The sequence below is a fragment of the Mesorhizobium album genome (assembly GCF_033977205.1).
In the GTDB taxonomy this organism is placed as follows: domain Bacteria; phylum Pseudomonadota; class Alphaproteobacteria; order Rhizobiales; family Rhizobiaceae; genus Mesorhizobium; species Mesorhizobium album.
The window spans coordinates 119158-142811 of the sequence record NZ_JAVIIW010000001.1; the positions used below are offsets into that span (position 1 = coordinate 119158).

A 23654-nucleotide genomic window follows, 5' to 3' on the forward strand; every position below is an offset into this window, starting at 1 on the left:
AAAAATTGGACCGATTTTCGGGGTCATGCGCGCGTCTGGCTAGCGAAGATCGCGGCGCATGACAAGCGCGCCGGTCGGGCCGTGCTCGGTCGACCTGTAGTAGTTCGGACGGTGGCCGACCTGGCGGAAGCCGAGCCGGCGGTAAAGCGCGATCGCCGGCGCGTTGGTCTCGTCGACCTCGAGGAAGAGCGCCTCGGCGCGCTGCGCGTGCAATTCACGCAGCACCGCGTCGACCAGTTGCCAGCCCAGCCCCTGGCGGCGATGCGCGCGGGCAACGGCAACCGTCAGGATCTCGCCCTCGCCCGCGGCGAGCCGCGCCAGAACGAAGCCGACCGGAGGTTTTGCGCCCTGCCCGGTCTCGCGCGCGGCGTAGCCGAACACGGTGTCCTGCTCGAGAAGCGCGGCGAACTCGCCGTCGGTCCAGGGGCGGACGAAATCCTCGCGATGCAGCATGGCGACCGCGGCGCTGTCGGCGACCGTCAGAGGCTCCAGCGCATAGTCCCGGCGGCGCGGCTGAAGGAAAGGTATGCGCATCAGGGCTTTTTTCTCCCTGGATCCCCCGCGGGGCGATCCTTGTCTCGTCTCGGCAAAATAAACCCGGCTTGCGGCTTGGCGTCGGCGGCGCGCAGGTAAAGCGGCTTCGGTTTGTCGCCCGGCCCCTTGGCGGCGGCCAGCCTGGCGTATGTGGCGATGTCCGCCGTTGCGGCAACCGGCCCGATGTCGAAGCTATTTCCGGCGGCTGCAGCGACCTGCGGCGCGGCGGTGCCCGCGAGAACTGCCTTCGCTTCGACCGCCATTCCGGTCGCCTCTGATATCGAGGCTACCGCTGGACCGTAAGCCAAAACTAACGCTTTGTCGAAAAGAGCCGCATGGATTTCCTCGCGACCGGCGTCGAGCGCGGCAAGCACGGCGCGACCGGGAAAGACGGTCGCCGCCTCGGCAGCCAAAGCTTCCAGGGTCGTCACGCCGATTGCCGGGATCTTCAGGGCCAAAGCCAAGCCGCGCGCGGTGGAGACGCCGACGCGCAGGCCGGTGAAGGAACCGGGCCCGATCGAGACGGCGACGGCACGCAGGTCCTGATAGCCGATCCCGCCTGCCTTCAAGGCGGCCTCGATGACGGCCATCAGATGCTCGGCATGCCCCTTGCCGAGGTCGAGCACCTGGCGGCCAAGCTCGGTGCCCGCACCCGCGTCGTAGATGCAGGCGGCACAGAGATTGGCGGCGCAGTCGATGGCGAGCAGCTTCATGTGGGCAGCTTCATGTGGCCGGTTAACCAACTGGATCGAAACACATTCCCTGTGCCCGGCATGGCTCGCCGCCGCAAGGGCCACGCCGCATAAATGTTAAGCGGCTTTGCTTCCGGCAGTCAGGCCGCCGGCCCGATGCGCAGCATGTGGTTGTCCCAGACATAGTCGGGTTCGGAGCGCGAAGCACCCGCACCGTCGACGATCTCGCCGGCACCCGTCGTCACCATGAAGCCCGCGCCATCCGCCGCAACGCCGCAAACTTCGACAAGCGGTCTGGTCGCGACCACGCGCCCGCTGGCGGCATCGATGACGGCCAGCGAATTGCCCTCCGGCGAGGTGACGGCGACCGTGCCGGCGGCAGGATTGGCGGCGACCGAGCCGATATAGTTGCGGAAACCGGAGAGCACGTCCTGCGGCATCTCCAGCAGCTCAAGGTCTTTGCCGCGCGCGGCGCGGCCGACCAGCGCCGGGCGGTCGGTCGCCGGCCCGCGATACTGGCAGCCGAACCAGACGGTGCCTGACTGGTCGCGGTCCATATGGCGGATCGACAGCTGGTGCAGCGCCGGCGGCAGCTCGTGCTTTTCGATCAGGTCGCCGCTGATGCGGTCGACCAGCGTGTAGGAAGGCTTCATCGTCGCGATGTTCAGCTCGGCGCGACCATAGTCCGGATGCGTCTCGATGCCGCCATTGGCAATGGCGAGCGTCCTGCCGTCGCCGAGCAGCAGCAGTTCATGCGGCCCCATGCCGTAGGTCGGGAACTCGCCGATGCGGCTGAATTTCGCCTTCGCGTCATAGACGCCGACGACGCCGGCGGCGTTATCGAAATCGTTCTCAGTCGCATAGAGCAGCGCGCCGTCGGGCGAGAACACGCCGTGGCCGAAGAAATGCCGGCCGGCGACGCTGGCGATGGTCAAGGGCGGCTCGCGGCCGGCATGGTCGAAGACGACGGCGAAGGTGCCGGGCTGGCGGGCAAAGACGACCGAGCGCTTCGACACCGGATCGAAGGTGACGTCATGGCCGCGGTCGGGCAGATCGATGGTGTGCAGGATCTTGCCGGCTTCCGACAGCACGGCGGCGCCGAAGCTGCCGTCGCGCTTGACGAAGGCGGTGGCAAAGACGGCATCCACGGCCAGCGTATCCGCCCAGGCGCGCGGCGCCATGGCGGCGACGAAGCCGGCGCCCGCTGCCCTCAGGAAATCGCGGCGATCGATGAGAGGGGTCCTCACAGCATTAATCCCCATCCAAGAACGAAAAGCCGGCGGTCAGGCCGAACTCGGCGGTCATCCTGGTGCCGATCAAGGTCGAGAGGCTGGAGGTGATCAGCGCAAAATGGTCGAGCTTGTCGCGCAGAGCCGGATCGGCGAGCGCCTTGTCGATCGGGCCGTTGACGGACTTCGCCGTCGCTACCCCGTTGGTGAGCTGGATGTGGATGGATTCGGCCATCCACCGCGTATCGCCAGGCAGCGCATTGCCGAGTTTCGAAGCCTGGAACAGTTCGTCGATGCCCCGAAGATTCCCGGCCAGCGAAATCGTCGTGTTCTGCGAGCGCCAGTAGATTGCCTGCTTGGGCTTGTCGTCCGCGTCCGGCTTCGCACTCAGGAAGCCTTTGAGCCGCACGTCCCGGACCATTTCCAGCTCGTTGATCAAAGCGCCAACGAGTTCTGTGACCGCTTCGGTGCCGTTGCGATAGAGCGGGTTCTTTGACCCCGGATTGGCCCAAAGTGCCGCGAAGCCGCCGGGCTTGTCGCTCCAGGCATCGCGGACCTCACCGGCGATCGCCTGGATGTTGGCGGCCACCGCCGCGCCATAGGCGCAGTGATAGGGCTCGTCCTTGCCGGCAAGCGTTTCGGCGCCATCGCCGAAAAGCACATATTCGAGCGCGCCGAGCCCCTGCATGGCAACGCTCTTGCTCGCCAGCTGCGCCGGATCCGCGGCGGATGGATCTTTGGCTGCGAGCGTCGCCTGCACCTGCCTCAAGCCGATGCTCTTGCGGTCCGGCCAATAGAGCATGCGCTCCAGCCGGTTGTTCTCCTTGATCGGCCCGAAGGCGATGACCTCGGCTACCGACCAGGCCTCGACCGTGGCGGAAAAATCCGCGCGCGCCGCATCCAAATTCTGCTGGGAAGGTGCCGCACAAAGCTGGCGCATCGCCTTGGTCAGGCTCATCGCATGATCGTCGAGGCTGGCATAGGCCGGGCGCACGAATCCGTCGATAGCGTGTTCTATGACATGGGAGGCTTTGACCGCTGCCGACGCCGGCAAGGCGGCGGCCAGAAGGAACGGGAGAGCAAGCGCGGCTGCCAGTCGGTTAAACATCAGAGCGACTCCAAAAATTTGATCAGCGCATCGCGATCGGCAGCATTGGCGCCGGCAAAGCGATCATGGGCCTTTTGGCCTTCGCCGCCATGCCACAAGATCGCCTCGGCAAGCGTGCGCGCGCGACCGTCATGCAGATAGAAGCTGTTGCCGTTGACGGTGCCGGTGAGGCCAGTACCCCAGAGCGGCGGCGTACGCCATTCGCTGCCGTTTGCTCCCCCCACTCGCTGGCCGTCGGCGAGGCCCTCGCCCATGTCGTGCAGCAGGAAGTCGGAATAGGGCCAGATCAGCTGGAAGGCCTGCGCCTTGTCGGGCGTGCCGCGCATGGTGACGAATTTCGGCGTGTGGCAGGAAATGCAGCCCATCTCGTAGAATTGCTTCTTGCCGGCGAGAACGTCGGGCTTGTCGATGTCGCGTCGCGCCGGCACGGCAAGGTTCTGCGAGTAGAAGGTGACGAGGTCCATGACCGGAGGCGGCGCTTCCGCCGCGCCGAGCCGCTCCTGCACCCCGTTCGGCATGGCAAGGCAATCCTTCTCAGCCGCGCTGCAGTCGCCCCAATGCTTCGGCACTTCCGGCGTCGAGATGCCGATGTCGCCGGCAAAGGCGTCGGCGGCCTGCTGGCGGATCGATGCGGCCTGCGCCTTCCAGCCGAAACGGCCGAGCGTCAGTTCGCCGCTCAGCGCATCGCGCACAATATTGGGCCGGCCGGAGATGCCGTCGCCGTCGCGATCGTCCGGATCGGCATGGGCGAGGATATCGGCAGGCGCAATCTGCTCGATCAGGCCGAGGCCGATCATCGGCGGCGTCAGGCGCGGCGAGAGCGTGGTGCGCGGATCGAGCGGGCCATAGGCGAGGTGTTCGACCAAGTAGCTGGGCCTGCGCAAGGAGACCATGGTGCCGTCGCCGAGCGTGACCTTCTCTTCAGAATAGGCGACCCGCATGCGGCCTTCGCCCTTGAGGCCGGGGACCGCGAGATCCTGCAATTGCGAGCCGTAGACCGGATCGGGGAAGTTCAACACCTTATGGTCCGCAAGCGCCGCCTTCTCTTCCGCATTGCTTGCGTCGCGCGCCAGCCGCAGAAACAGGGAGGTCGAGCCGACGCCGCCTTCCGGCGGCCGGCCGCGGCCATCCTTCAGGTGGCAATTCTGGCAGGCACGCTCGTTGAACAGCGGGCCGAGCCCGTCCGAGGCCTGGGTCGAGGACGGCGACGACACCCAGTTCTTGCGGAAAAGCGCATTGCCGAGCTTGAAGGTCGCCTCTTCCTCGAAGGTGATATTGGCGGAGGATTGCGAGAAGGTGTCGCGGTTGACGTCCTTCAGCGACGTTCCGGCGCCGCCCTGCATCAGCTCGAACGGCTCCGGCTTGGAGAAATCCATGGTCGGCCGGGTGACGGCCAGAACCCGCGCCTGATCTTTCGGGGTCAGGTCAGTGCGGCTGGCAGAGAGGCCCGCGGGAAACGGCTCGCTGGCTGTGGCCGAAGCAGAAAGCGCGATTGCCAGCAAAAGCGAAGCCCCGCGATAAATCCGGTATCGCGGGTTCTTCTGAAGCGGCGGGCCATAATCTCGGACCCGCCGCGCGCGGCGCAAGACGTCTATGGAGCGCCGCATTCCCGCATGTCCTTACTCCACCTCGTTGGCCGAGTCGGCGTTGAGCTGGCCGTATTTTTCCTCGCCGATCGAGGCGAGCAGGTCGAGCTGCGTCTCGAGGAAGTCGATATGGCCCTCCTCGTCGGCCAGCAGCTCCTCGAACAATTTCATCGACACATAGTCGCCCTCATCCTGGCAGATCTCGCGCGAGCGCTTGTAGGACGTGCGCGCGTCATATTCGCCGGCGAGATCGGATTCGAGCACTTCCTTCACGTTCTGGCCGATGCGCAGCGGCGCGACGGATTGCAGGTTCGGGTGCCCTTCGAGGAAGATGATGCGAGCCACCAGCCGGTCGGCGTGATGCATTTCCTCAATCGATTCCGCCCGCTCCTTCTTGGCCAGCCTGGTGTATCCCCAGTCCTCGAGCAGGCGATAGTGGACCCAGTACTGATTGACGGCTCCGAGTTCCAGAAACAGGGCCTCGTTAAGCCGCTCGATGATCTGCGGTTCGCCTTTCATGGAATCTGCTCCCGTATTGGACGCGCAAGCCTCTCACGCGGTCCAGGTGTGAAACGATGTCCACGCCGCTCCCCTCTGAACGGGCGTGGTAGTTCTCGGTGACCCGAATGATCGTTTCCACCACATTTGGGAAGCAGCCGCAACAGCGGCCGCGCTTGCCCATGGCATGATAGACCTTCGCCGGCACAATAAGCTGCCAGGGATCTTCATCCAGCAGACCGATGATCGTCTGCTCGATCTCCTTTTCGGTGATGATGTTGCAATGGCAGATCAGCATTTACTTGCTCTGGCTGACGGCGCCACTCTGGCGCCGTTTGGCTGTACTAGGCAGACTTTACTTGAAAACCTTATCGGGCGCATCGAGGCTGTCGGAGCCCTCGAAGGCGATAGCGTTGAGCTTGAGCGAGCCGACGGCGCGCTCGATCGACTTGGTCTGGTCGATCAGCGCATCGATCGCCGCCTGCACCGTGGCATTGCCTTCCGCATTGCCCTCGGCGATCTGCTGGTCATAGGCCTCGCCGGCCAGGGCGCGCGCCTTGATCGCTTCCATCTTGGCAACTGTGACGTCCAGCTTGTCAGACAGTTCCTTGTCGATCGCCGGATCGGCAGCCTTCACCATGTCGGAGACCGACGGGCCGGAAACCACGCTGCCGTCGAGGCGCGTGTAGCTGGCGCGATAGGCGGCGCGGATGCCGATGGCATCATAGAGATGCGAGTTGTAGGTGTTGTCGGAGAAGCAGTCCTGCTCCTCTTCCGGATCGTGCAGCAGCAGGCCGAGCTTCATGCGCTCGCCGGCCAACTCGCCATAGGAGAGCGAACCCATGCCGGTGAAGATGGTGGAGATGCCGGCATTCGTCTCGCCGTCGACGAGGCTCTTGCGCGCCGCGCCGTCCTCCTTCCAGTCGTTGGCCATCTGTTGCAGGTCGGACACCAGAAGGGTGCTCGCCGACTTCAGATATTCCGCGCGGCGTTCGCAATGACCATTGGTGCAGTTCTTGAGATCGTAGTCGGTGTAGGGCCGCTCGCCTGCTCCAGGGCCCGTGCCATGGAGATCCTGGCCCCAGAGCAGGAATTCGATGGCGTGATAGCCGGTCGCGACATTGGCCTTGACGCCGCCGGCCTCCTGCAGTGTGCCGGCGAGAAATTCGGGCGTCAGCTTCGAGGCGTCGACCTTCTTGCCGTTGATTTCGATCTCCTTGTTGGCGATGACATTGGCCGTATAGAGCGAATTCTCGTCCGACTCCGTGCCATAGCTCTTGGCGACATAGTCGATCAGGCCTTCATCCAGCGGCCAGGAATTCACCCGACCTTCCCAGTCGTCGACGATCTTGTTGCCGAAGCGGTAGACCTCGGTCTGCTGGTAAGGGACGCGCGCCGCCTTCCAGGCGTCGCGCGCAGCATTCAGCGTCTCGGCCGATGGCTTGGCGATGAGCGCGTCGACGGCCTTGTCGAGCGCCAGGGCGGTGGTCAGCGAATCCTCGTATTTGGCCAGCGCGATGTCGGCATAGGTCTTGATGACAGCCTTCGCATCCGTTGCGGCTTTCGCCGGCAGCACGAACACGGCGGCCGTCAGCGCCGCGGTGGCGCCGATCGCGGCAAGCCTGCTGCCCCAACGTGGCGTAATAATGCGCAGCGTGATTATCGCTTTCATCAATCCCATCTCCTCAGAAATTCAATGACATAGGTGTGCGACCGCCGGCGCGCGGCGCCAGCGCAAACACGAATGACCGGAAAGGCAAAGTCGCCGCGCTATGGCGCGGCCAATCAGCAAAAGACACCGAAATGCCTCCAATCGAAAGGGTTCAAGGCCCAGACATCAAAGGAACGCGCCAGGGGCGCAGCCCTCCATAAAGCGGCGGAGAGGCTGGAAGTCAACTGGTTCGGCAGAGAAAATTCAATTGAAACAACAGTTTAGAATTATTCTAAACTGCAATTGTCAACTTTATGCCCATGACGCTTCTTAACGTTCGGATTGACAGGCGGCCGTTCCGGGTGCGACCCGGACCAGGGCTCTTGCGGCGGCGGCAGACAATCGCCACCTGCCGGAAGATCCTAGATTTCAAGGCAAAAAGGGACTGCGATGAAGAGCGGGGTGGTGATTGTCGGTGCGGGCCATGCCGGCGTCCAGGCGGCGGCCAGCCTGCGCGAGGAAGGCTATGACGGACCCGTCATCCTGGTCGGCGACGAGAACGAGCTGCCCTACCACAAGCCGCCGCTGTCCAAGACTTTCATCAAGGATGCCGAAGCTAAGCCGCAGCCCTTGCGCGGCGAAGCCTTCTATTCAGGCAATGCCATCGATTTCCGGCCGGGCGTTTGGATCGACCGGATCGATATCGGCGCGCGCAGGCTCGACGTTTCCGGCGGCGGCGCAATTGCCTTCGAGCGGCTGGTGCTTGCGACCGGATCGCGGCCGCGCCTCCTCAAGCTCTATGGCGGGGAGCTCGCCGGCGTGGTGTCGCTGCGCTCGCTGGCCGACGCGCGGCTGATCCGCGAGCTCAGCGCGCAAAGCGAGGACGTCGTCATCCTCGGCGGCGGCTTCATCGGCCTGGAGATCGCGGCGACGCTGAGGGCGGCCGGCCGCAAAGTCACGGTCGTTGAGGCACTCGAAAGGCTGCTCGGCCGCGCCGTGGCGCCGGCGATCGCAGCGCATGTGCGCCAACGCCTGGAAGCGATAGGCGTGCGCGTGCTCACCGGCATCACCATTGCCAGGCTCGACGGCGAAGGCGGCCGCGTCTCGGCCGCGATCACGTCGGGCGGCGAACGCCTGCCGGCGCAGATGGTCGTCATCGGCATCGGCGTGGTGCCCAATGTCGAGCTGGCGGAGGCTGCCGGCATCGCCGTCGGCAACGGCATCCGCGTCGACCAGCATATGCAGAGCTCGATCCCCGAAATCCTCGCCGTCGGCGATGCCGCCTCCTACCGGCACTGGTTCACCGGCGGCGACGTGCGGCTGGAATCGGTGCAGAACGCCACCGACCAGGCGCGGCTCGCCGCGCGCACCATCCTTGGCCACGCGGAGCCTTATTCGGCCGTGCCGTGGTTCTGGTCGGATATCGGCGACATGAAGCTGCAGATGGTCGGCCTGACGCAAGGCGGCGACAGCCATGTCGTGCTGGGCGAGCCGGCCGAGAACAAGTTCTCGATCTACCACTATGCCGGAAACCGGCTGCTCGGCATCGAATCCATCAACCGCCCCGCCGACCACATGCTCGGCCGCAAGATGCTCGGCGCCGGTTTCTCGCCGACGCCGCAGACCGTTGCGGCCGGGCCCGACGCGCTGAAGGCAGCGCTTGCCGCGTTTCGGACCATGGAGCCAGCCAAGGCAGGTGCGTAGGTTGCCAATTTTTGCCAACCGCCATAAAGTGCCCGAATGAGCACCATGAATATCTCACTGCCTGATAGCTTGAAGCATTTTGTCGATCAGCAGGTGGCGGATCGCGGCTATGGCACAAGCAGCGAGTATGTGCGTGAATTGATCCGTCACGATCAGAATCGTCAACTTCTGCGCCGTTTGCTCCTCGAGGGCGCGTCATCCGCGCCGGGCGCTCCAGTTGACGACGACTATTTCGCAGCGCTGCGAAAACGAGCGCAGGGCCAATAAATTAGTGGCCGCAAAGGCAATTATTCCTCGAAACCTTGCTTTGCGGGATATCGAGGACGCTATTGATTATTATGCGCGTGAAGTTGGTTCGCACATGGCGTTGGGCTATGTCGAGGATCTTCAAAATGCCTACGAACTGATAGCCAGTCATCCGGCATCGGGGTCTCTGAGGCATGGCTATGAAATTGGATTGCCCGGTCTGCGTTGCGTGCAATTCAAGCGCTATCCATACCTCATTTTCTATCTTGAACAGGCTGACCATATCGATGTGTGGCGGGTTCTGCACGCCAAGATGGATATTCCAGCCTGGTTACAGAATCCGAACTCCTGACGGCACCCGGTTCGGGGTAAGCCCTCAGGAGAATGCGGGCCGCCCTTCAGGCGGCGCGCACTTCGCGGATCGAGCTCTCCAGTATGTCCAGCGCCTCGGTCATTACGCCGTCCTGGATGGTGAGCGGCGACAGGAAGCGGATGACGTTGCCGTAGACGCCGCAGGTGAGCAGGATGAGGCCCTTATCGAGCGCCTTCAGCCTCACCGCATTGGCGAATTCCGCCGACGGCAAGCCCTTCTTCACGTCGTTGAACTCGACAGCGTTCATGAAGCCTGGGCCGCGGATGTCGACGATCTCGGGCACGTCCTCGCGCATCGACACCAGCCGCTGCTTCAGCCTGGCGCCGAGCGCATTGGCGCGGTCGCAGAGCTTTTCCTCCTCGATGACGTCGAGCACGGCATGGGCTGCGGCCACACCGATCGGGCTGCCGCCATAAGTGCCGCCGAGTCCGCCCGGGCCAGGTGCGTCCATGATCTCGGCGCGGCCGGTGACGGCCGCCAGCGGGAAGCCGCCGGCGAGACTCTTGGCCATGGTGGTGATGTCGGGCGCCACATCATGATGTTCCATGGCGAACATCTTGCCGGTGCGGGCAAAGCCGGTCTGCACCTCGTCGGCGACGAGCAGGATGCCGTGCTGGTCGCAGATCTTGCGCAGCGCGGTCATGAAATCGCGCGGCGCCTCGTAGAAGCCGCCCTCGCCCTGCACCGGCTCGACGATGATGGCCGCTACGCGGCCCGGATCGACATCGGCCTTGAACAGCTTGTCGAGCGCGCTGAGCGAATCCGCGACCGACACGCCATGCAGCGCGACCGGGAACGGCGCGTGGAAGACATCGGCCGGCATGGCGCCGAAACCGACCTTGTAGGGCACGACCTTGCCGGTCAGCGCCATGCCCATGAAAGTGCGGCCATGGAAGCCGCCGGAAAAGGCGATGACCGCCTGGCGGCCGGTGGCGTTGCGCGCGATTTTTATCGCGTTCTCGACCGCTTCGGCGCCGGTGGTGACGAAGATCGTCTTTTTGTCGAACTTGCCGGGCAGCATGCCGTTCAGCCGCTCGGCCAGCCGCACATAGCTCTCATAAGGCACGACCTGATGGCAGGTATGGGTGAAGCGGTCGAGCTGCGCCTTGACCGCCTCGATCACCTTCGGATGGCGGTGGCCGGTGTTGACAACGGCGATGCCGGACGAGAAGTCGATGTAGCGGCGGCCCTCGACGTCCCAGATTTCCGAATTCTCGGCGCGATCGGCGTAGATCTGCGTGGTCATGCCGACGCCGCGCGAGATCGACTGGTTCTTGCGTTCGGAAATGGCTGAATTCTTCATAAGGTCCCTCGTCGGGCCGCAGCCCGTTCCGTTTGATGGAGCTCTTCTCGCCTTATTTCACGTTTTCCTCAAGTTGGCACCATGGCCCAGTCGATTGGGCCTGCTTCGGGGCGGAAATTCATCGTAACCAGCCCGTCGGTCGTCAGGCAGAAACAGTTTCCTTTTCCTGCCGATCGATTATCCTCATTTCATCCGCGACGTGCCGCCGTCATGAGCGGCTCCCGCGGGCCGAGGGGAATCATGAGCAGGATCGCGACATCGTCCGCCTTGCCGTTTTCGCCGCTCCGCCCTCCGTGTCGTCCAAACGTTTTGTTGCTGTTCGTCTGCGCCACCGCCCTTTCGGTCGCGGGTTGCCAGAAACAGCAGGCAGCGGACAAGAAGCTGCCGGTGATGGTCACAACACAGACGGTCGCCATTGCCGACTATGCGCCAAGGACCTCGCTGACCGGCGTGATTGCGGCGCGCACGCTCAACAATCTGTCGTTCCGCGTCGGCGGCCGAGTCGCCGAGCGGCTGGTCGATATCGGCCAGCATGTCGACCAGGGTGCAGTGTTGGCCCGCATCGATCCGCAGGAACAGGAATCCGACCTGCGCTCGGCGCAGGCCGACCTCGACGCCGCGCAGGCACAGCTCACCCAGGCCACGGCCACCTACCAACGGCAAAAGACGCTGCTTTCGCAGGGTTTTACGACCAGGCGCGACTTCGACAGCGCCAACCAGACGCTGAAAGTAGCGCAAGGCAGCGTCGAGGCCGCACAAAGCGCTCTGGCCAACGCCAAAGAAAACCTGTCCTACACCGAGCTCAAGGCGGGTGCCGCCGGCGTGATCACCGCGCGCCAGGTCGAGGCCGGACAAGTGGTGCAGGCGGCGCAGACCGTCTTCACCGTCGCCGAGGACGGCGACCGCGATGCCGTCTTCAACGTGCATGAGACGCTGGTTGCCAGGACGCCCACGTCGCCGGCGGTGACGATCACGCTGCTCTCCGACCCGCAGGTCAAGGCGACAGGCAAGGTGCGGGAGATCTCGCCGGCGGTCGACACCGCGTCGGGATCGATACGGGTGAAGGTCGGCATACCCGATACGCCCGCCGGCATGCCGCTGGGTGCGGCCGTGATCGGCACCGTCGGCGCCAAGGCGGTGAAGGCCGTGCTGCTGCCTTGGCAGGCGTTGACGTCCACCGCCGGCAAGCCGGCCGTCTGGATCGTCGACCCGTCAACCAAGGCAGTAACGGCGGCGCCGATCGAGGTGCTTGCTTTCGAATCCGGCGTGGTGGTCGTCGACAAAGGGCTCGAGGCCGGCCAGAGCGTGGTCACCGCTGGTGGGCAGTTGCTCAGTCCGGGACAGACGATCGAGATGGCGGGGGAAGGACAATGAGCCGGCTGCCTGGTGTTTATGCCCTCATCCTCATCACGTCGCTTGCCGCCTGCTCCCGCTCGGAAGAGAAGCCGCCCGAGATCATCCGGCCGGTGCTGTCGATGGTCGTCGAGCCGAAATCCGTCGAGACCTTCGGCTTCGCCGGGATGGTCGAGCCGCAATACAGCGCCGACCTTGCCTTCCGCCTGCTCGGCCGTGTCGTCTCGCGCGACGTCAAGGTGGGCGACATCGTGAGCAAAGGGACGACGATCGCCGCACTCGATCCGACGGCGCTGGAGCTCGCCGTCCAGGCATCGAAAGCGGATTTGTCGAATGCCCAGGCGCAGTTCGCCAATGCCTCGGCAAGCGAGGAGCGGCAGCGCGCACTGCTTGCTTCCGCCAACACCTCGCAGGCGGTCTACGACGCCGCGCAGCAGGCGAGGCAGGCTGCGGCAGCTGGCGTCGAGCGGGCCAATGCCGGTTTGGCCAAGTCGCAGGAGCAACTCGGCTATGCGCGGCTGTTCTCCGACTTCGACGGCGTCGTCACCGCGGTCGGCGCCGAGGTCGGCCAGACGGTTTCGCCGGGACAGACCGTCGTCACCGTGGCGCGCACCGACCCGCGCGAAGCGGTGGTCGACATTCCCGACCAGCTTACCGGCGATCTCGCCGTCGGCACGCCATTCCAGATCATCCTGCAGTCGCTGCCCTCGATCACCACCGAAGCCAGGCTGCGCGAGATCGCACCGCAGGCCGAGGGCTCGACCCGCACCCGTCGCGTGCGGCTGACGCTGACCGATCCGCCGCAGGCATTCCGGCTTGGCTCGACGATCACGGCGACCCGCATGACCAAGGTGGCGCCGACCATAACACTACCGATGTCGGCGCTGCTCGAAAAGAACGGCTCCGAAAAAGTGTGGATCGTCGATCCGCAAACATCGAGCGTCAGCACCCGCGAGATCAAGATCGCTTCGAAGAGCGGCGGCACCTTCACAGTGGCCGACGGGCTTGAGGCCGGCATGCGCGTCGTCACCGCCGGCGTCCATAGCCTGAGCGAAGGCCAGAAGGTCAGGGTGCCCGATGGAGGGGCCTCATGAAGGGCTTCAACCTCTCCGACTGGGCACTCAGCCACCGTTCGCTGGTCTGGTATTTCATGCTGGTCTTCGTGGTGGCCGGCATCTTCTCCTATCTGCATCTCGGCCGCGAGGAGGACCCGGCTTTCACCATCAAGACCATGGTCATCCAGGCCAATTGGCCGGGCGCCTCGGTCAACGAGACCGTGCGCCAGGTGACCGACCGCATCGAGAAGAAGCTCGAAGAGCTCGACAGCCTCGACTACACCAAATCCGTCACCACCGCCGGCAAGACCGTCATCTTCGTCAACCTGAAGCCGACCACCAAGGCGCGCGATGTCGTGCCGACCTGGCTGCAGGTGCGCAATATGGTCAACGACATCTGGTCGCAGTTCCCGCAAGGCGTGCAGGGGCCGTTCTTCAACGACCGCTTCGGCGACGTCTACGGCAACATCTACGCCTTCACCGCCGACGGGCTGACGCCGCGCCAGCTGCGCGATTATGTCGAAGACGTGCGCACCAAGGTCCTGACCGTGCCGAATGCCGGCAAGGTGGATCTCGTCGGCGCCCAGGATGAGACGATCTACCTCGAATTCTCGAGCCGCCAGATCGCCGCGCTCGGCCTCAACCAGCAGCAGATCGTCGCGAGCCTCCAGGCGCAGAACGCGATCACCCCCTCGGGCGTCGTCCAGTCCGGACCGGAGCGCGTCAGCGTGCGGGTCGGCGGCCAGTTCACCTCCGAGGAAAGCCTGCGCGCCATCAACCTGCGCGTCAATGACCGCTTCTTCCGGCTGAGCGACGTGGCCACGATCACGCGCGGCTATGTCGATCCGCCGACGGCTTTGTTCCGCGTCAACGGCCAGGACGCGATCGGGCTCGCCATCGGCATGAAGCCCAATGCCAACCTGCTCGAATTCGGCGAGGCGCTGCACAAGGAGATGCAGAAGGTGCTGGCCGACCTGCCGGTCGGCGTCGGCGTGCATCTGGTCGCCGACCAGCCGGTGATCGTCGAGGAGGCAGTGTCGGGCTTCACGCGCGCTTTGTTCGAGGCGGTGGCGATCGTGCTCGCGGTCTCCTTCATCAGCCTTGGCCTGCGCGCCGGTTTCGTCGTGGCGCTGTCGATCCCGCTGGTTTTAGCCATCACCTTCACCGTCATGGCCTATCTCGGCATCTCGCTGCAGCGCATTTCGCTGGGCGCGCTGATCATCGCGCTCGGCCTGCTGGTCGATGACGCCATGATCGCGGTGGAGATGATGGTGGCGCGGCTGGAGGTAGGCGACAACCTGCGCAAGGCGGCGACATATGTCTACACCTCGACCGCCTTCCCGATGCTGACCGGCACGCTGGTAACGGTCGCCGGCTTCATTCCGATCGGCCTCAACAACAGCGCCGCCGGCGAATACACCTTCACGCTGTTCGTCGTCATCGCCGTGTCGCTGCTCGTGTCATGGATCGTGGCGGTGCTGTTCGCCCCGCTGCTCGGCGTCACCATCCTGCCGGCCAAGATGAAGGCAAAGCACCACGACCAGCCTGGACGCTTCACCTCGCTGTTCCGGCGCATCCTTGTCGTCTCGGTGCGCCGACACTGGCTGACCATCATTGCGACTGTGCTTCTGTTCGCGGTCTCGATCGCCGGCTTCGGCCTCGTGCAGCAGCAGTTCTTCCCGCCCTCCGATCGGCCGGAGCTGATCGTCGACTGGAACCTGCCGCAGAACTCCTCGATTGCCGAAACGCGCGACCAGATGGAGCGCTTCGAGCAGCGGGCGCTGGTCGGCAATCCCGACATCGACCATTTCTCCTCCTATATCGGCCAGGGAGCGGTGCGCTTCGTGCTTGCCTATGACGTGCAGCCGGCCAATGCCTATTTCGGCCAGACCGTCATCGTCACCAAGAGCATCGAGGCGCGCAACCGGGTGAAGCCGGCGCTGGAGAAGCTGTTGCGCGAGGAGCTCGTCGGCACCGATGCCTTCGTCAAGCCGCTCGAGCTCGGGCCACCGGTCGGGCGCCCCGTGCAGTACCGCGTCGGCGGCCCGGATATCCAGACCGTGCGTGAGCTGGCGCAGCAATTCGCCGGCATTATTTCCGCCAATCCCAAGCTCGCGGCACCCACCTTCGACTGGAACGAGCCGGAACGCGTGCTAAGGGTCGACGTGCTGCAGGACAAAGCGCGTCAGCTCGGCATCACCTCATCCGACATCGCCAGCGCGCTGAACAGCACGGTGGGCGGCGCGACGATCACCCAGGTGCGCGACGCCACCTATCTGATCAATGTCGTGGCGCGCTCGCGCGAGGCGGACCGCACCTCGATATCGACGCTGCAGAACATGCAATTGCCGACCGGCAATGGCGATGCGATCCCGCTCGCCGCGGTCGCCAACATCCGCTACGACCTGGAGCAGCCGACGGTGTGGCGGCGCAACCGCACGCCGACGATCACAGTGCGCGCCGGCATGGTCGGCGACGTGCTGCCGGCGACGGTCGTCAACGAGCTGAAGCCCTCGGTCGACGCCTTCATTGCCAAGCTGCCGCCCGGCTATTCCGTCGAAACCGCCGGCTCGGTCGAGGAAAGCGCCAACAGCCAGGGACCGATCGCGGCCGTGGTGCCGCTGATGCTGTTCATCATGGCGACCATCCTGATGGTGCAGCTGCAGAGCTTCCAGCGCCTGTTCCTGGTCGTGGCGGTGGCGCCGCTCGGCCTGATCGGCGTGGTGGCGGCCCTGGTGCCCAGCGGCGCGCCACTCGGCTTCGTCGCCATCCTCGGCGTGCTGGCGCTGATCGGCATCCTGATACGCAACTCGGTCATCCTGATCGTGCAGATCGAGGATCTCGTCGCCGAGGGCAAGGAGCGCTGGGCAGCCGTCATCGAAGCGACCGAGCACCGCATGCGGCCGATCGCGCTCACCGCGGCGGCGGCAAGCCTGGCGCTAATCCCAATCGCGCGCGAAGTGTTCTGGGGACCGATGGCCTATGCGATGATGGGCGGCATCATCGCGGGCACTGCGATCACCCTGCTCTTCCTGCCGGCGCTTTATGTGACGTGGTTCCGGATCAAGGAGCCGCCGAAGCGAGTGCGGGAGGACCAGGCTGGGCACAACGAAGCGGTATCGGAAGGCGCGACGGTCTGAGGCCGTCGCCCTACACCCTCACAAACCCCTCGCTCGCCCTGAGCAGATTGCGCGTATAGTCCTCGCTCACCCGATGGCCGATCAGCTGGCTCGCGGTCAGCGTCTCGACCGCCTCGCCGTTCTGCATGACCATCAGCCGCTCGCACATATGGGTGATGATGGCGAGGTCGTGGCTGACCATCAGGAAGGTGAGCTTGCGCCGCCGCCGTACCTCTTCGAGCAGGTTCAGCACCTCCGCCTGCACGGACGCGTCAAGCGCCGAGGTCGGCTCGTCGAGCAGCAGGATCGAAGGTTCGAGGATCAGCGCGCGGGCAATCGCCACGCGCTGGCGCTGGCCGCCGGAAAGCTGGTGCGCGTAGCGGAAGCGGAAGCCCTTGCCGAGGCCGACCTCGTCCAGCGCGCGCTCGATGCGCTTCTCGCCGTCGGCGATGCCGTGGATGGCGAGCGGTTCCTGCAGCAGCCGGTCGACGGTCTGGCGCGGATGGAGCGAACCGTAAGGATCCTGGAAGACCATCTGCACCTCGCGGTAGAAGGCCTTGTCGCGGGTTTTGCCCAGGCTCTTGCCGTTGACGGTGATAGTGCCGCCGGCGACGGGTGCCAGGCCGGTGATTGCCCTCAATAGCGTTGACTTGCCGGAGCCGCTTTCGCCGACCAATCCGTAGGATTCGCCTTCCCTGACCTCGAGGCTGACGCCCTTCAGCGCCCGAAAACGATCGAAGATGACCTCGACCCCTTCGACGGTAAGTGCCGCCGTCATGCTGCCCACTCCGGCTTGCGGTCGAGCACCGGCAGCGGATGGCGCTCGAAGCCGATCCTCGGCATGCAGTTGAGCAGGCCACGCGTATAGGGATGCTGGGCGCCGCGCAGTTCGGACGCCTTGATCTGCTCGACCACCTTGCCGGCATACATGACGACGACGCGGTCGCAGAAGGAGGAGACCAGACGGAGATCATGCGAGATGAAGATCAGTCCCATGCCGCGCTCGGCCACCAGCCGGTCGAGGATGTTCAGCACATCGAGCTGCACGGTGACGTCGAGCGCCGAGGTCGGCTCGTCGGCGATCATCAGCTCCGGCCCGGCGATCAGCATCATGGCGATCATGGCGCGCTGGCCCATGCCGCCCGATACCTCGTGCGGGTGAAGGTCGAAGACGCGGGCCGGGTCGCGGATCTGCACCGCCCGGAGCATCTCCATCGCCCGCTCACGGGCTTCCGCCTTTCCCACCTTCTCGTGCGTGCGCAGCGTCTCGACGATCTGGCGGCCGATGGTCATCACCGGATCGAGCGAATATTTCGGATCCTGCAGGATCATGGCGATACGGTTGCCGCGCAGCGCGCGGCGCTGGCCAGGCGATATCGACAGCAAGTCGATGCCGTCGAAGTTGAGCTTTTTCGCCGACACCTGGGCCTGCGGCGGGGTCAGGCCCATGATGGCGCGGCCGGTCTGCGACTTGCCCGAACCGCTCTCGCCGACGATGCCCAGCCGCTCGCGGCCCAGCGAGAAGGAGACGCCGCGCACGGCTTGCACGACGCCGGTGCGGGTCGGAAAGGTGACGCGCAGGTCGTCGACTTCGAGCAGCTCGCCTTGTCGCTGCATATCCCGATTGCCGGTCATTGGTCACCGCTCATTGGTCGCCGCTCCGGGGATCGAGCGCGTCGCGCAGGCCGTCGCCGAGCAGGTTGAAGCCGAGGCTGACGATCAGGATGGCAGCACCCGGCGCTGCGGCCACCCACCACTGGTCAAGGATGAAGCGGCGGCCTGACGCGATCATCGCGCCCCACTCGGGCAGCGGCGGCTGCGCGCCGAGGCCGAGGAAGCCGAGGCCGGCGGCGGTGAGGATGATGCCGGCCATATCCAGCGTCACCCGGATGATCAGCGAGGAAATGCAGAGCGGCATGATGTGGCGCAGCACGATGCGAAAGGGCGAGGCTCCCATCAGCTGCACCGCCTTGATGTAGTCGGAATTGCGCACCGTCAGCGTCTCGGCGCGGGCGATGCGCGCATAAGGCGGCCATGACGTTATGGCAATCGCTAGCACGGCGTTCTCGATGCCCGGTCCAAGCGCGGCAACGAAGGCGAGCGCCAGCACCAGCTTCGGAAAGGCGAGGAAGATGTCGGTGATGCGCATCAGGATGGCGTCGGTCCAGCCGCCGGCATAGCCGGCCACGGTGCCGACCAGCAGACCGATCGGCGCCGCAATGACGGCGACGAGGATCACCACATATAGCGTCCAGCGCGAGCCGTAGACGATGCGCGAATAGATGTCGCGGCCGAGGTCGTCGGTGCCGAACCAGTGCGCGGCGCTCGGCGCCAGCAGGCGGGCATTCTTCAGGTCACCCACGGTCGGCGAATAGGGCGCCAGCACGCCGGCAAGGGCGGCGATCACCACCAACGCGAGGATGATGAGCAAACCAATGAAGGCCAGACGGTTGGCTGTGAAGCGCCGCCACGCGACATAGGCGCGGCCGAGCCTTGCCTGCATGCGCGAGGCCGGCCGCTCCGACAGCAACCATTCGCGACGGGAGAGGGGGCCGGCGTCGGAGGCGGTCATGACGATGCCTCTTGAAGCTGTCGACCCCCACTCCGGTCTGCTTCGCAGACCACCTCTCCCCCGTTCGACGGGGGAGAGGAAAGGCGCCAAGCGTGCGACCGGCTTCTCCTCTCCCCCGGGCAGGGGGAGAGGTGGCCCGAAGGGCCGGAGTGGGGGTGATCGGCCGCAGCCAAGCCCGAAAATGCGATACCTCTGATCATCGGGCCTTGGTCCTTGGATCGAGAAGCCGGTAAAGCAGGTCGGACAGAAGGTTGATGCCGATGAACACCGAGCCGATGATGATGGTGCCGCCGAGCACCGCATTCATGTCGGCGTTCTGCAGCGAATCGGTGATGTAAAGGCCGATGCCCGGCCAGGAGAAGACGGTTTCGGTCAGAACGGAACCTTCGAGCAGGCTGGCGTAGGACAGCGCGATCACCGTGACCATAGGCACCGCGGCGTTGCGCAGCGCATGGCCCCAGATGATGCGCCTTTCCGACAGGCCCTTGGCGCGCGCGGCGACGATATATTCCTGCGCCATTTCGTTCAGCATGAAGGATCGCGTCATTCGGCTGATATAGGCGAGCGCGAAATAGCCGAGCAGCGAGGCCGGCAGGATGATGTGGCGGTAGGCGTCATAGAAGACATCCCACTGCCCCTGCATCGCCGCGTCGAGGAGGTAGAAGCCGGTGATCGGCGTGAAGGTGTATTCGTAGACGACGTCGAGCCGCGCCGGAAAGGCGACCCATTGCAGCTTGGCGTAGAACAGGACGAGGCCGAGCAGTCCCAGCCAGAAGATCGGCACGGAATAGCCGATCAGGCCGATTATGCGCACGATCTGGTCGATGAGGCTGCCGCGCCGCACCGCGGCCAGCACCCCGAGCGGCACGCCTATGACGGCGCCGATGATGGTGCCCAGTGTGGCGAGCTCGATCGTCGCCGGGAAGACGCGGCGGATGTCGGACATCACCGGATTGGTGGTCAGTACCGAGGTGCCGAAATCGCCGCTCAGCGCGCTTTTCACATAGATGTAGAACTGCTGGATCAGCGGCAGATCGAGGCCCATCTCGCGGCGCGTGCGCTCCACGACGGCTGTCGGGGCCCGGTCGCCAAGCACGGCCAGCACTGGATCGATCGGGATAACGCGGCCGATGAAGAAGGTCACCGCGAGAAGACCGAGATAGGTCGTCACCGCGATGACCAGGAAACGGCCGATCGATGAGGCAATCGCGACGGCACGGGCGCTGCCGCGCCCCGCCGCCGCCTGGTTTTCAGCTACGCTCACGCGTCCGACGAGCCTATTTGGAAACCGTCCAGACGAAATTGGTGTCGAAGCTCGGGCCGAGCTTGAAATCCTTGAGGTTCTTGCGCAGGCCGGCCACTTCCAACTGCTGGTGGATGATGACGAAGGGGCTGGTGTCGAGGATCTTCTGCTGCAGATCCTTGTACATGTCTGCGCGCTTGGCCGAATCTTTCTCCAGCAGCGCCGCCTCGGTCTCCTTGGTCAGGTCCGGAATGTCCCAGGCATTGCGCCAGGCCAGCGTCTTGATCTTGGCTGCGTCGGAATTGTCCGGGTTCGAGGCGAAGGTCTGAGCGTTGGAATTCGGATCGAAATAGTCCTGGCCCCAGTTGCCGATATAGATGTCATGGTTGCGGGCGCGGTATTTGGTCAGCGTCTGCTTGCCGTCGCCAGGGATGATCTCCAGCTTGATGCCGGCCTGGCCCAGCGTCTGCTGGATCGATTCCGCCATGCCGGTGGTCGGCTGGCCGGTGCGCACGTCCATGGTCACCTTGAAGCCGTCAGGCAGGCCGGCCTTGGCCAGCAGCTCCTTCGCCTTGGCGACGTCGAACTTGAAGGGATTCTCGTCGACGGCGCCGAGGTCGCCCTTGGGCAGGAAGGACTGATGAATCTCGCCGATGCCCTTGAGGATGGTCGAGGCCATCGCGTCATAGTCGACCAGGTATTTGAAGGCCTGCCGCACCTCCGGCTTGGCGAGGTTCGGGTTCTTCTGATTGAGGCTGATGTAGTAGACGGTGCCCTTCGGTGCGCTGGCCGTAGTGAGATCCGCGTTCTTGGCAATGGCATCGAGGTCGTTCGGCTCGAGATTGCGGGCGACGTCGATGTCGCCGGCTTCCAGCGCCAGGCGCTGCGCCGAGCTTTCCTTCATGTTGCGGTAGATGACGCGGGCGAGCTTGGCCTTCTCGCCGTTGTAGTTGTCGTTGCGCTCCAGGACGACGGCCTGGTTGGCCCGCCATTCGCGCAGCTTGTAGGGGCCCGAGCCTGCATAGCCAGTCTTCAGCCACGCATTGCCGAAGTCGTTGTCCCATTTGTAGTCGGCGCTTGGCTTGACGGCCGCGACATGTTCCTTGACCAGTTTGCTGTCGACGACGGAAGCGACGGTTGCCGACAGGCAGTTTAGCACGAAGCTCGGCGCATAGGCCTTGTCGACGACGAACTGGAAGGTGGTGTCGTCGACCGCCTTGGCCTTTTCGGCGACGTTGTCGCCGCTGATGCCCAGCTGCTCGATGATGAAGGCCGGGCTCTTGTCGAGCTTGACGGCGCGCTCGAAGGAGTAGGCAACGTCGGCCGCGGTGATCGGATTGCCCGAGGCGAACTTCATGCCGGGCTTGAGCTTGAAGGTGTAGGTCAGGCCGTCGTCGGAAACGGTCCAGCTCTCGGCAAGATCGCCCTTCACCTTGGAGGTGTCGCTGAGATCGAGGCGGACCAGGAGATCATAGGTGTTGCCGGTGACTTCGGCGGTCGATAATTCGAACGCTTCGCCCGGATCCATGGTGATGATGTCGTCGATCGCGAAGCCTTCGACCAACGTGTCGGGAGGCGAGACGGCAAAAGCGGGCGCAGCGAGCAGCGCGGACATCGCCACACCCGCGAGCAAGCCACGAGAGCGAAGAGCAAACCTTTCCAGCATCATGATGATCGTTCCCTGTTTTGTTGACCTGAGTTCCCGGCTCAGGGCTGCATTCTTCTCGAAGCCGGAAGCGGCTCGGACCGCTTACCGTCGTGGTTTTTGTCCAGTTGGTCAACACCCTATTCGGCGACGCCGCGGCCGGCAACGCGCATTTTGCAAGACAGCTTATTGGGCCAGAACGGGCCGAGATCTGTCGATCCGTGCGACGGCTAATTGAAGCCGCCAATCGGGAAAATTCTGCCCGGTCCGTTATCCGGACGTCGCCGTCATTTCGGCTGAGCAACCAGCCCTGCATCTGGAAAGCAGGTGGCGGGCTTGCCGATCTTCGCCTGCCATGCGCCGATCGAGCGGCGCGTCTTGAAACCGGGCAGGCCGTCGGCGCTTCCGACGTCGTAGCCCTTGGCTTCCAGCGCCTGCTGGAGTGCCGCGATATCGGACCGGTGGAGATCGCCGACCGGGCCCCAGGCGCCGGCAAAGGTTGCGTCGCCCTTGGCGATGCGATCGGCGGCATGGCCGATGAAGAGGGCGTAGAGGTCGCTGGTGTTGTATTCCTTCAGGACATAGAAGTTCGGCGTGACGATGAAGGCGGGGCCGCTGCGCCCGGCCGGCATCAGCAGGAAGCCCTCGGCCTTAAGCTCGCCGGCCGGGAACGGCTTGCCGCCGACGCGCGCGATGCCCATCGCCGCCCAGTCGGAGATCTTCTTGCCCTGGTCGGGCCCCTCCAGCGAGCAGGAGACGGTTGCCGGCACCGTCACTTCAAAGCCCCAGCCGCGGCCCCTCACCCAGCCGTAATGGACGAGATAGTTGGCGATCGAGGCGAGCACGTCCGGCGTCGAGTTCCAGATGTCGGGGTGGCCGTCGCCGTCGAAATCGACGGCGTGCTTAAGGAAGGAAGTCGGCATGAATTGCGGCTGGCCGAGCGCGCCGGCCCAGGAGGATTTCATGGCGTTGACCGGTGCCAGCCCGCGCTCGACGATCTCGAGCGCCGCCAGCACCTCGGTGCGGAAGAAATCCTTCTTGGTCGACATGAATGCCTTCGTGCCCAGCACCTCGAAGGCATCGTAAGGCATCTTGGCCGCGCCGAAGCCGGTCTCGCGTCCCCAGATGGCCAGAACCACCTCGCCCGGCACGCCGTAGCGCTTCTCGATCAGCCCGAGCACGCGGGCATTGGCGCTCTCGCGCGTCCTCCCTCCGGTGGTGACGGCGCGAACGATCTTCTCGGCGAAATAGGCGCCGGGCGGGCCGAACTCAGCCTGATGCTGTATCTGCGGCGTCGTTGGCTTCTCGCCGGGCATGACGAGGTCCGGCAGCTTGAGATTCGGCTTCACGCCGATGAAGGCGGCGTCGAAGGTTTTCTTGGAGATGCCCTTGGCCTTGGCCTCGGGCCAGAGGTCGTTCTGCAGCCAGGCCTGGAATTGGTCGTCGATGGGGGCCGCGCGGGAGGGATGTGCGAGAAACAGCCCGACAAGCGCTGCAAGGAAGGAAAGTACAGCCAATCTGAGAAGCTTGCGTTCCTTCCAACCCCCCTCTGGCCTGCCGGCCATCTCCCCCGCAAGGGGGGAGATCGGATGTCGCCTTGGGCTTCGCCAATCACCGACGCCGCAGGAAGAGCTCGTGCGACGAAACTGCCAATCTCCCCCCTTGCGGGGGAGATGGCCGGCAGGCCAGAGGGGGGTTGGACGGATTGCAATCGCTCGAGAAAAGCCGCCTCTCATTGCCCCC

At 64.7% G+C, this 23654-nt stretch carries 22 protein-coding genes; 7 read left to right on the top strand and 15 right to left on the bottom strand.

Features of this window, described 5'->3' with window-relative positions:
* Positions 1-39 precede the first annotated feature (39 nt).
* The 8 genes from rimI to RFN28_RS00585 form a co-directional block, all read right to left on the bottom strand.
* Positions 40-534: a ribosomal protein S18-alanine N-acetyltransferase gene (gene rimI / locus RFN28_RS00550; RefSeq protein ID WP_320285411.1), complete on the bottom strand. Its 495-nt coding sequence runs from the start codon at positions 532-534 to the stop codon at positions 40-42.
* Positions 534-1247, bottom strand: a complete 714-nt coding sequence (gene tsaB, locus RFN28_RS00555) for a tRNA (adenosine(37)-N6)-threonylcarbamoyltransferase complex dimerization subunit type 1 TsaB (protein WP_320285412.1) — start codon at positions 1245-1247, stop codon at positions 534-536. The genes rimI and tsaB overlap by 1 nt, the downstream gene beginning before the upstream one ends.
* Positions 1248-1366: 119 nt before the next feature.
* On the bottom strand, positions 1367-2473 hold the full coding sequence (locus RFN28_RS00560) for a DUF1513 domain-containing protein (RefSeq protein ID WP_320285413.1): 1107 nt from the start codon (positions 2471-2473) through the stop codon (positions 1367-1369).
* Between the two features lie 4 nt (positions 2474-2477).
* On the bottom strand, positions 2478-3563 hold the full coding sequence (locus tag RFN28_RS00565; protein WP_320285414.1) for an imelysin family protein: 1086 nt from the start codon (positions 3561-3563) through the stop codon (positions 2478-2480).
* Positions 3563-5170 (bottom strand): di-heme oxidoreductase family protein, encoded by a 1608-nt coding sequence (locus RFN28_RS00570; RefSeq protein ID WP_320285415.1) that lies wholly within the window; start codon positions 5168-5170, stop codon positions 3563-3565. The genes RFN28_RS00565 and RFN28_RS00570 overlap by 1 nt, the downstream gene beginning before the upstream one ends.
* Positions 5171-5182: 12 nt before the next feature.
* On the bottom strand, positions 5183-5668 hold the full coding sequence (gene bfr, locus RFN28_RS00575) for a bacterioferritin (RefSeq protein WP_320285416.1): 486 nt from the start codon (positions 5666-5668) through the stop codon (positions 5183-5185).
* Positions 5634-5945, bottom strand: coding sequence for a (2Fe-2S)-binding protein (locus RFN28_RS00580; RefSeq protein ID WP_320285417.1), 312 nt, complete (start codon positions 5943-5945; stop codon positions 5634-5636). The genes bfr and RFN28_RS00580 overlap by 35 nt, the downstream gene beginning before the upstream one ends.
* Positions 5946-6002: 57 nt before the next feature.
* Positions 6003-7292 (bottom strand): imelysin family protein, encoded by a 1290-nt coding sequence (locus RFN28_RS00585; protein WP_430676989.1) that lies wholly within the window; start codon positions 7290-7292, stop codon positions 6003-6005.
* Positions 7293-7391: 99 nt separating this feature from the next.
* On the opposite strand from RFN28_RS00585, the gene RFN28_RS00590 reads away from it, so the two are divergent.
* From RFN28_RS00590 to RFN28_RS00605, 4 genes are all read left to right on the top strand, one after another.
* The gene (locus tag RFN28_RS00590) at positions 7392-7583 is read left to right on the top strand and encodes a hypothetical protein (RefSeq protein ID WP_320285419.1); all 192 of its coding nucleotides are present in this window, start codon (positions 7392-7394) and stop codon (positions 7581-7583) included.
* A gap of 165 nt (positions 7584-7748) precedes the next feature.
* Complete coding sequence (locus RFN28_RS00595; RefSeq protein ID WP_320285420.1) at positions 7749-9002, top strand: NAD(P)/FAD-dependent oxidoreductase; 1254 nt, start codon at positions 7749-7751, stop codon at positions 9000-9002.
* 36 nt (positions 9003-9038) lie between these two features.
* Positions 9039-9269, top strand: coding sequence for a type II toxin-antitoxin system ParD family antitoxin (locus RFN28_RS00600; RefSeq protein ID WP_320285421.1), 231 nt, complete (start codon positions 9039-9041; stop codon positions 9267-9269).
* A gap of 4 nt (positions 9270-9273) precedes the next feature.
* Positions 9274-9600, top strand: a complete 327-nt coding sequence (locus RFN28_RS00605) for a type II toxin-antitoxin system RelE/ParE family toxin (RefSeq protein ID WP_320285641.1) — start codon at positions 9274-9276, stop codon at positions 9598-9600.
* A gap of 46 nt (positions 9601-9646) precedes the next feature.
* On the opposite strand, the gene RFN28_RS00610 is transcribed toward RFN28_RS00605, so the two are convergent.
* Positions 9647-10924, bottom strand: a complete 1278-nt coding sequence (locus RFN28_RS00610; RefSeq protein WP_320285422.1) for a 4-aminobutyrate--2-oxoglutarate transaminase — start codon at positions 10922-10924, stop codon at positions 9647-9649.
* Between the two features lie 240 nt (positions 10925-11164).
* Here RFN28_RS00610 and RFN28_RS00615 point away from each other — a divergent pair, with 240 nt between their 5' ends.
* Genes RFN28_RS00615 through RFN28_RS00625 form a run of 3 tightly spaced genes read left to right on the top strand, consistent with a single transcriptional unit; the run spans position 11165 to position 16472 of the window.
* Positions 11165-12298 (top strand): efflux RND transporter periplasmic adaptor subunit, encoded by a 1134-nt coding sequence (locus RFN28_RS00615; RefSeq protein ID WP_430676892.1) that lies wholly within the window; start codon positions 11165-11167, stop codon positions 12296-12298.
* Complete coding sequence (locus RFN28_RS00620) at positions 12295-13371, top strand: efflux RND transporter periplasmic adaptor subunit (protein ID WP_320285423.1); 1077 nt, start codon at positions 12295-12297, stop codon at positions 13369-13371. Before RFN28_RS00615 ends, RFN28_RS00620 begins: the two co-directional genes overlap by 4 nt.
* Positions 13368-16472 (top strand): efflux RND transporter permease subunit, encoded by a 3105-nt coding sequence (locus RFN28_RS00625; RefSeq protein ID WP_320285424.1) that lies wholly within the window; start codon positions 13368-13370, stop codon positions 16470-16472. The genes RFN28_RS00620 and RFN28_RS00625 overlap by 4 nt, the downstream gene beginning before the upstream one ends.
* A 10-nt stretch (positions 16473-16482) precedes the next feature.
* Here RFN28_RS00625 and RFN28_RS00630 read toward each other — a convergent pair whose 3' ends face one another.
* From RFN28_RS00630 to RFN28_RS00655, 6 genes are all read right to left on the bottom strand, one after another.
* The gene (locus RFN28_RS00630; protein ID WP_320285425.1) at positions 16483-17229 is read right to left on the bottom strand and encodes an ABC transporter ATP-binding protein; all 747 of its coding nucleotides are present in this window, start codon (positions 17227-17229) and stop codon (positions 16483-16485) included.
* Positions 17226-18086, bottom strand: a complete 861-nt coding sequence (locus tag RFN28_RS00635; protein WP_430676895.1) for an ABC transporter ATP-binding protein — start codon at positions 18084-18086, stop codon at positions 17226-17228. The genes RFN28_RS00630 and RFN28_RS00635 overlap by 4 nt, the downstream gene beginning before the upstream one ends.
* Positions 18087-18096: 10 nt before the next feature.
* Positions 18097-19023 carry a nickel transporter permease gene (nikC, locus tag RFN28_RS00640; protein WP_320285426.1) on the bottom strand — a complete coding sequence of 309 codons (927 nt, stop codon included), beginning with the start codon at positions 19021-19023 and terminating at the stop codon, positions 18097-18099.
* Between the two features lie 196 nt (positions 19024-19219).
* Positions 19220-20287, bottom strand: coding sequence for an ABC transporter permease (locus RFN28_RS00645; RefSeq protein ID WP_320285427.1), 1068 nt, complete (start codon positions 20285-20287; stop codon positions 19220-19222).
* 13 nt (positions 20288-20300) lie between these two features.
* On the bottom strand, positions 20301-21935 hold the full coding sequence (locus RFN28_RS00650) for an ABC transporter substrate-binding protein (protein ID WP_430676898.1): 1635 nt from the start codon (positions 21933-21935) through the stop codon (positions 20301-20303).
* Between the two features lie 263 nt (positions 21936-22198).
* The gene (locus RFN28_RS00655) at positions 22199-23476 is read right to left on the bottom strand and encodes a lytic murein transglycosylase (protein ID WP_320285428.1); all 1278 of its coding nucleotides are present in this window, start codon (positions 23474-23476) and stop codon (positions 22199-22201) included.
* Positions 23477-23654 lie beyond the last annotated feature (178 nt).

Bases quoted from the DNA above. Each gene is read 5' to 3' on its own strand.
- RFN28_RS00615 (WP_430676892.1), top strand. From the start codon at position 11,165: ATGAGCAGGATCGCGACATCGTCCGCCTTGCCGTTTTCGCCGCTCCGC.
- nikC (WP_320285426.1), bottom strand. From the start codon at position 19,023: ATGACCGCCTCCGACGCCGGCCCCCTCTCCCGTCGCGAATGGTTGCTG.
- RFN28_RS00630 (WP_320285425.1), bottom strand. From the start codon at position 17,229: ATGACGGCGGCACTTACCGTCGAAGGGGTCGAGGTCATCTTCGATCGT.
- RFN28_RS00590 (WP_320285419.1), top strand. From the start codon at position 7,392: ATGACCGGAAAGGCAAAGTCGCCGCGCTATGGCGCGGCCAATCAGCAA.
- RFN28_RS00635 (WP_430676895.1), bottom strand. From the start codon at position 18,086: ATGACCGGCAATCGGGATATGCAGCGACAAGGCGAGCTGCTCGAAGTC.
- RFN28_RS00600 (WP_320285421.1), top strand. From the start codon at position 9,039: ATGAGCACCATGAATATCTCACTGCCTGATAGCTTGAAGCATTTTGTC.
- RFN28_RS00650 (WP_430676898.1), bottom strand. From the start codon at position 21,935: ATGATGCTGGAAAGGTTTGCTCTTCGCTCTCGTGGCTTGCTCGCGGGT.
- RFN28_RS00595 (WP_320285420.1), top strand. From the start codon at position 7,749: ATGAAGAGCGGGGTGGTGATTGTCGGTGCGGGCCATGCCGGCGTCCAG.
- bfr (WP_320285416.1), bottom strand. From the start codon at position 5,668: ATGAAAGGCGAACCGCAGATCATCGAGCGGCTTAACGAGGCCCTGTTT.
- RFN28_RS00565 (WP_320285414.1), bottom strand. From the start codon at position 3,563: ATGTTTAACCGACTGGCAGCCGCGCTTGCTCTCCCGTTCCTTCTGGCC.
- tsaB (WP_320285412.1), bottom strand. From the start codon at position 1,247: ATGAAGCTGCTCGCCATCGACTGCGCCGCCAATCTCTGTGCCGCCTGC.
- RFN28_RS00610 (WP_320285422.1), bottom strand. From the start codon at position 10,924: ATGAAGAATTCAGCCATTTCCGAACGCAAGAACCAGTCGATCTCGCGC.
- RFN28_RS00570 (WP_320285415.1), bottom strand. From the start codon at position 5,170: ATGCGGCGCTCCATAGACGTCTTGCGCCGCGCGCGGCGGGTCCGAGAT.
- RFN28_RS00655 (WP_320285428.1), bottom strand. From the start codon at position 23,476: ATGGCCGGCAGGCCAGAGGGGGGTTGGAAGGAACGCAAGCTTCTCAGA.
- rimI (WP_320285411.1), bottom strand. From the start codon at position 534: ATGCGCATACCTTTCCTTCAGCCGCGCCGCCGGGACTATGCGCTGGAG.
- RFN28_RS00580 (WP_320285417.1), bottom strand. From the start codon at position 5,945: ATGCTGATCTGCCATTGCAACATCATCACCGAAAAGGAGATCGAGCAG.
- RFN28_RS00625 (WP_320285424.1), top strand. From the start codon at position 13,368: ATGAAGGGCTTCAACCTCTCCGACTGGGCACTCAGCCACCGTTCGCTG.
- RFN28_RS00620 (WP_320285423.1), top strand. From the start codon at position 12,295: ATGAGCCGGCTGCCTGGTGTTTATGCCCTCATCCTCATCACGTCGCTT.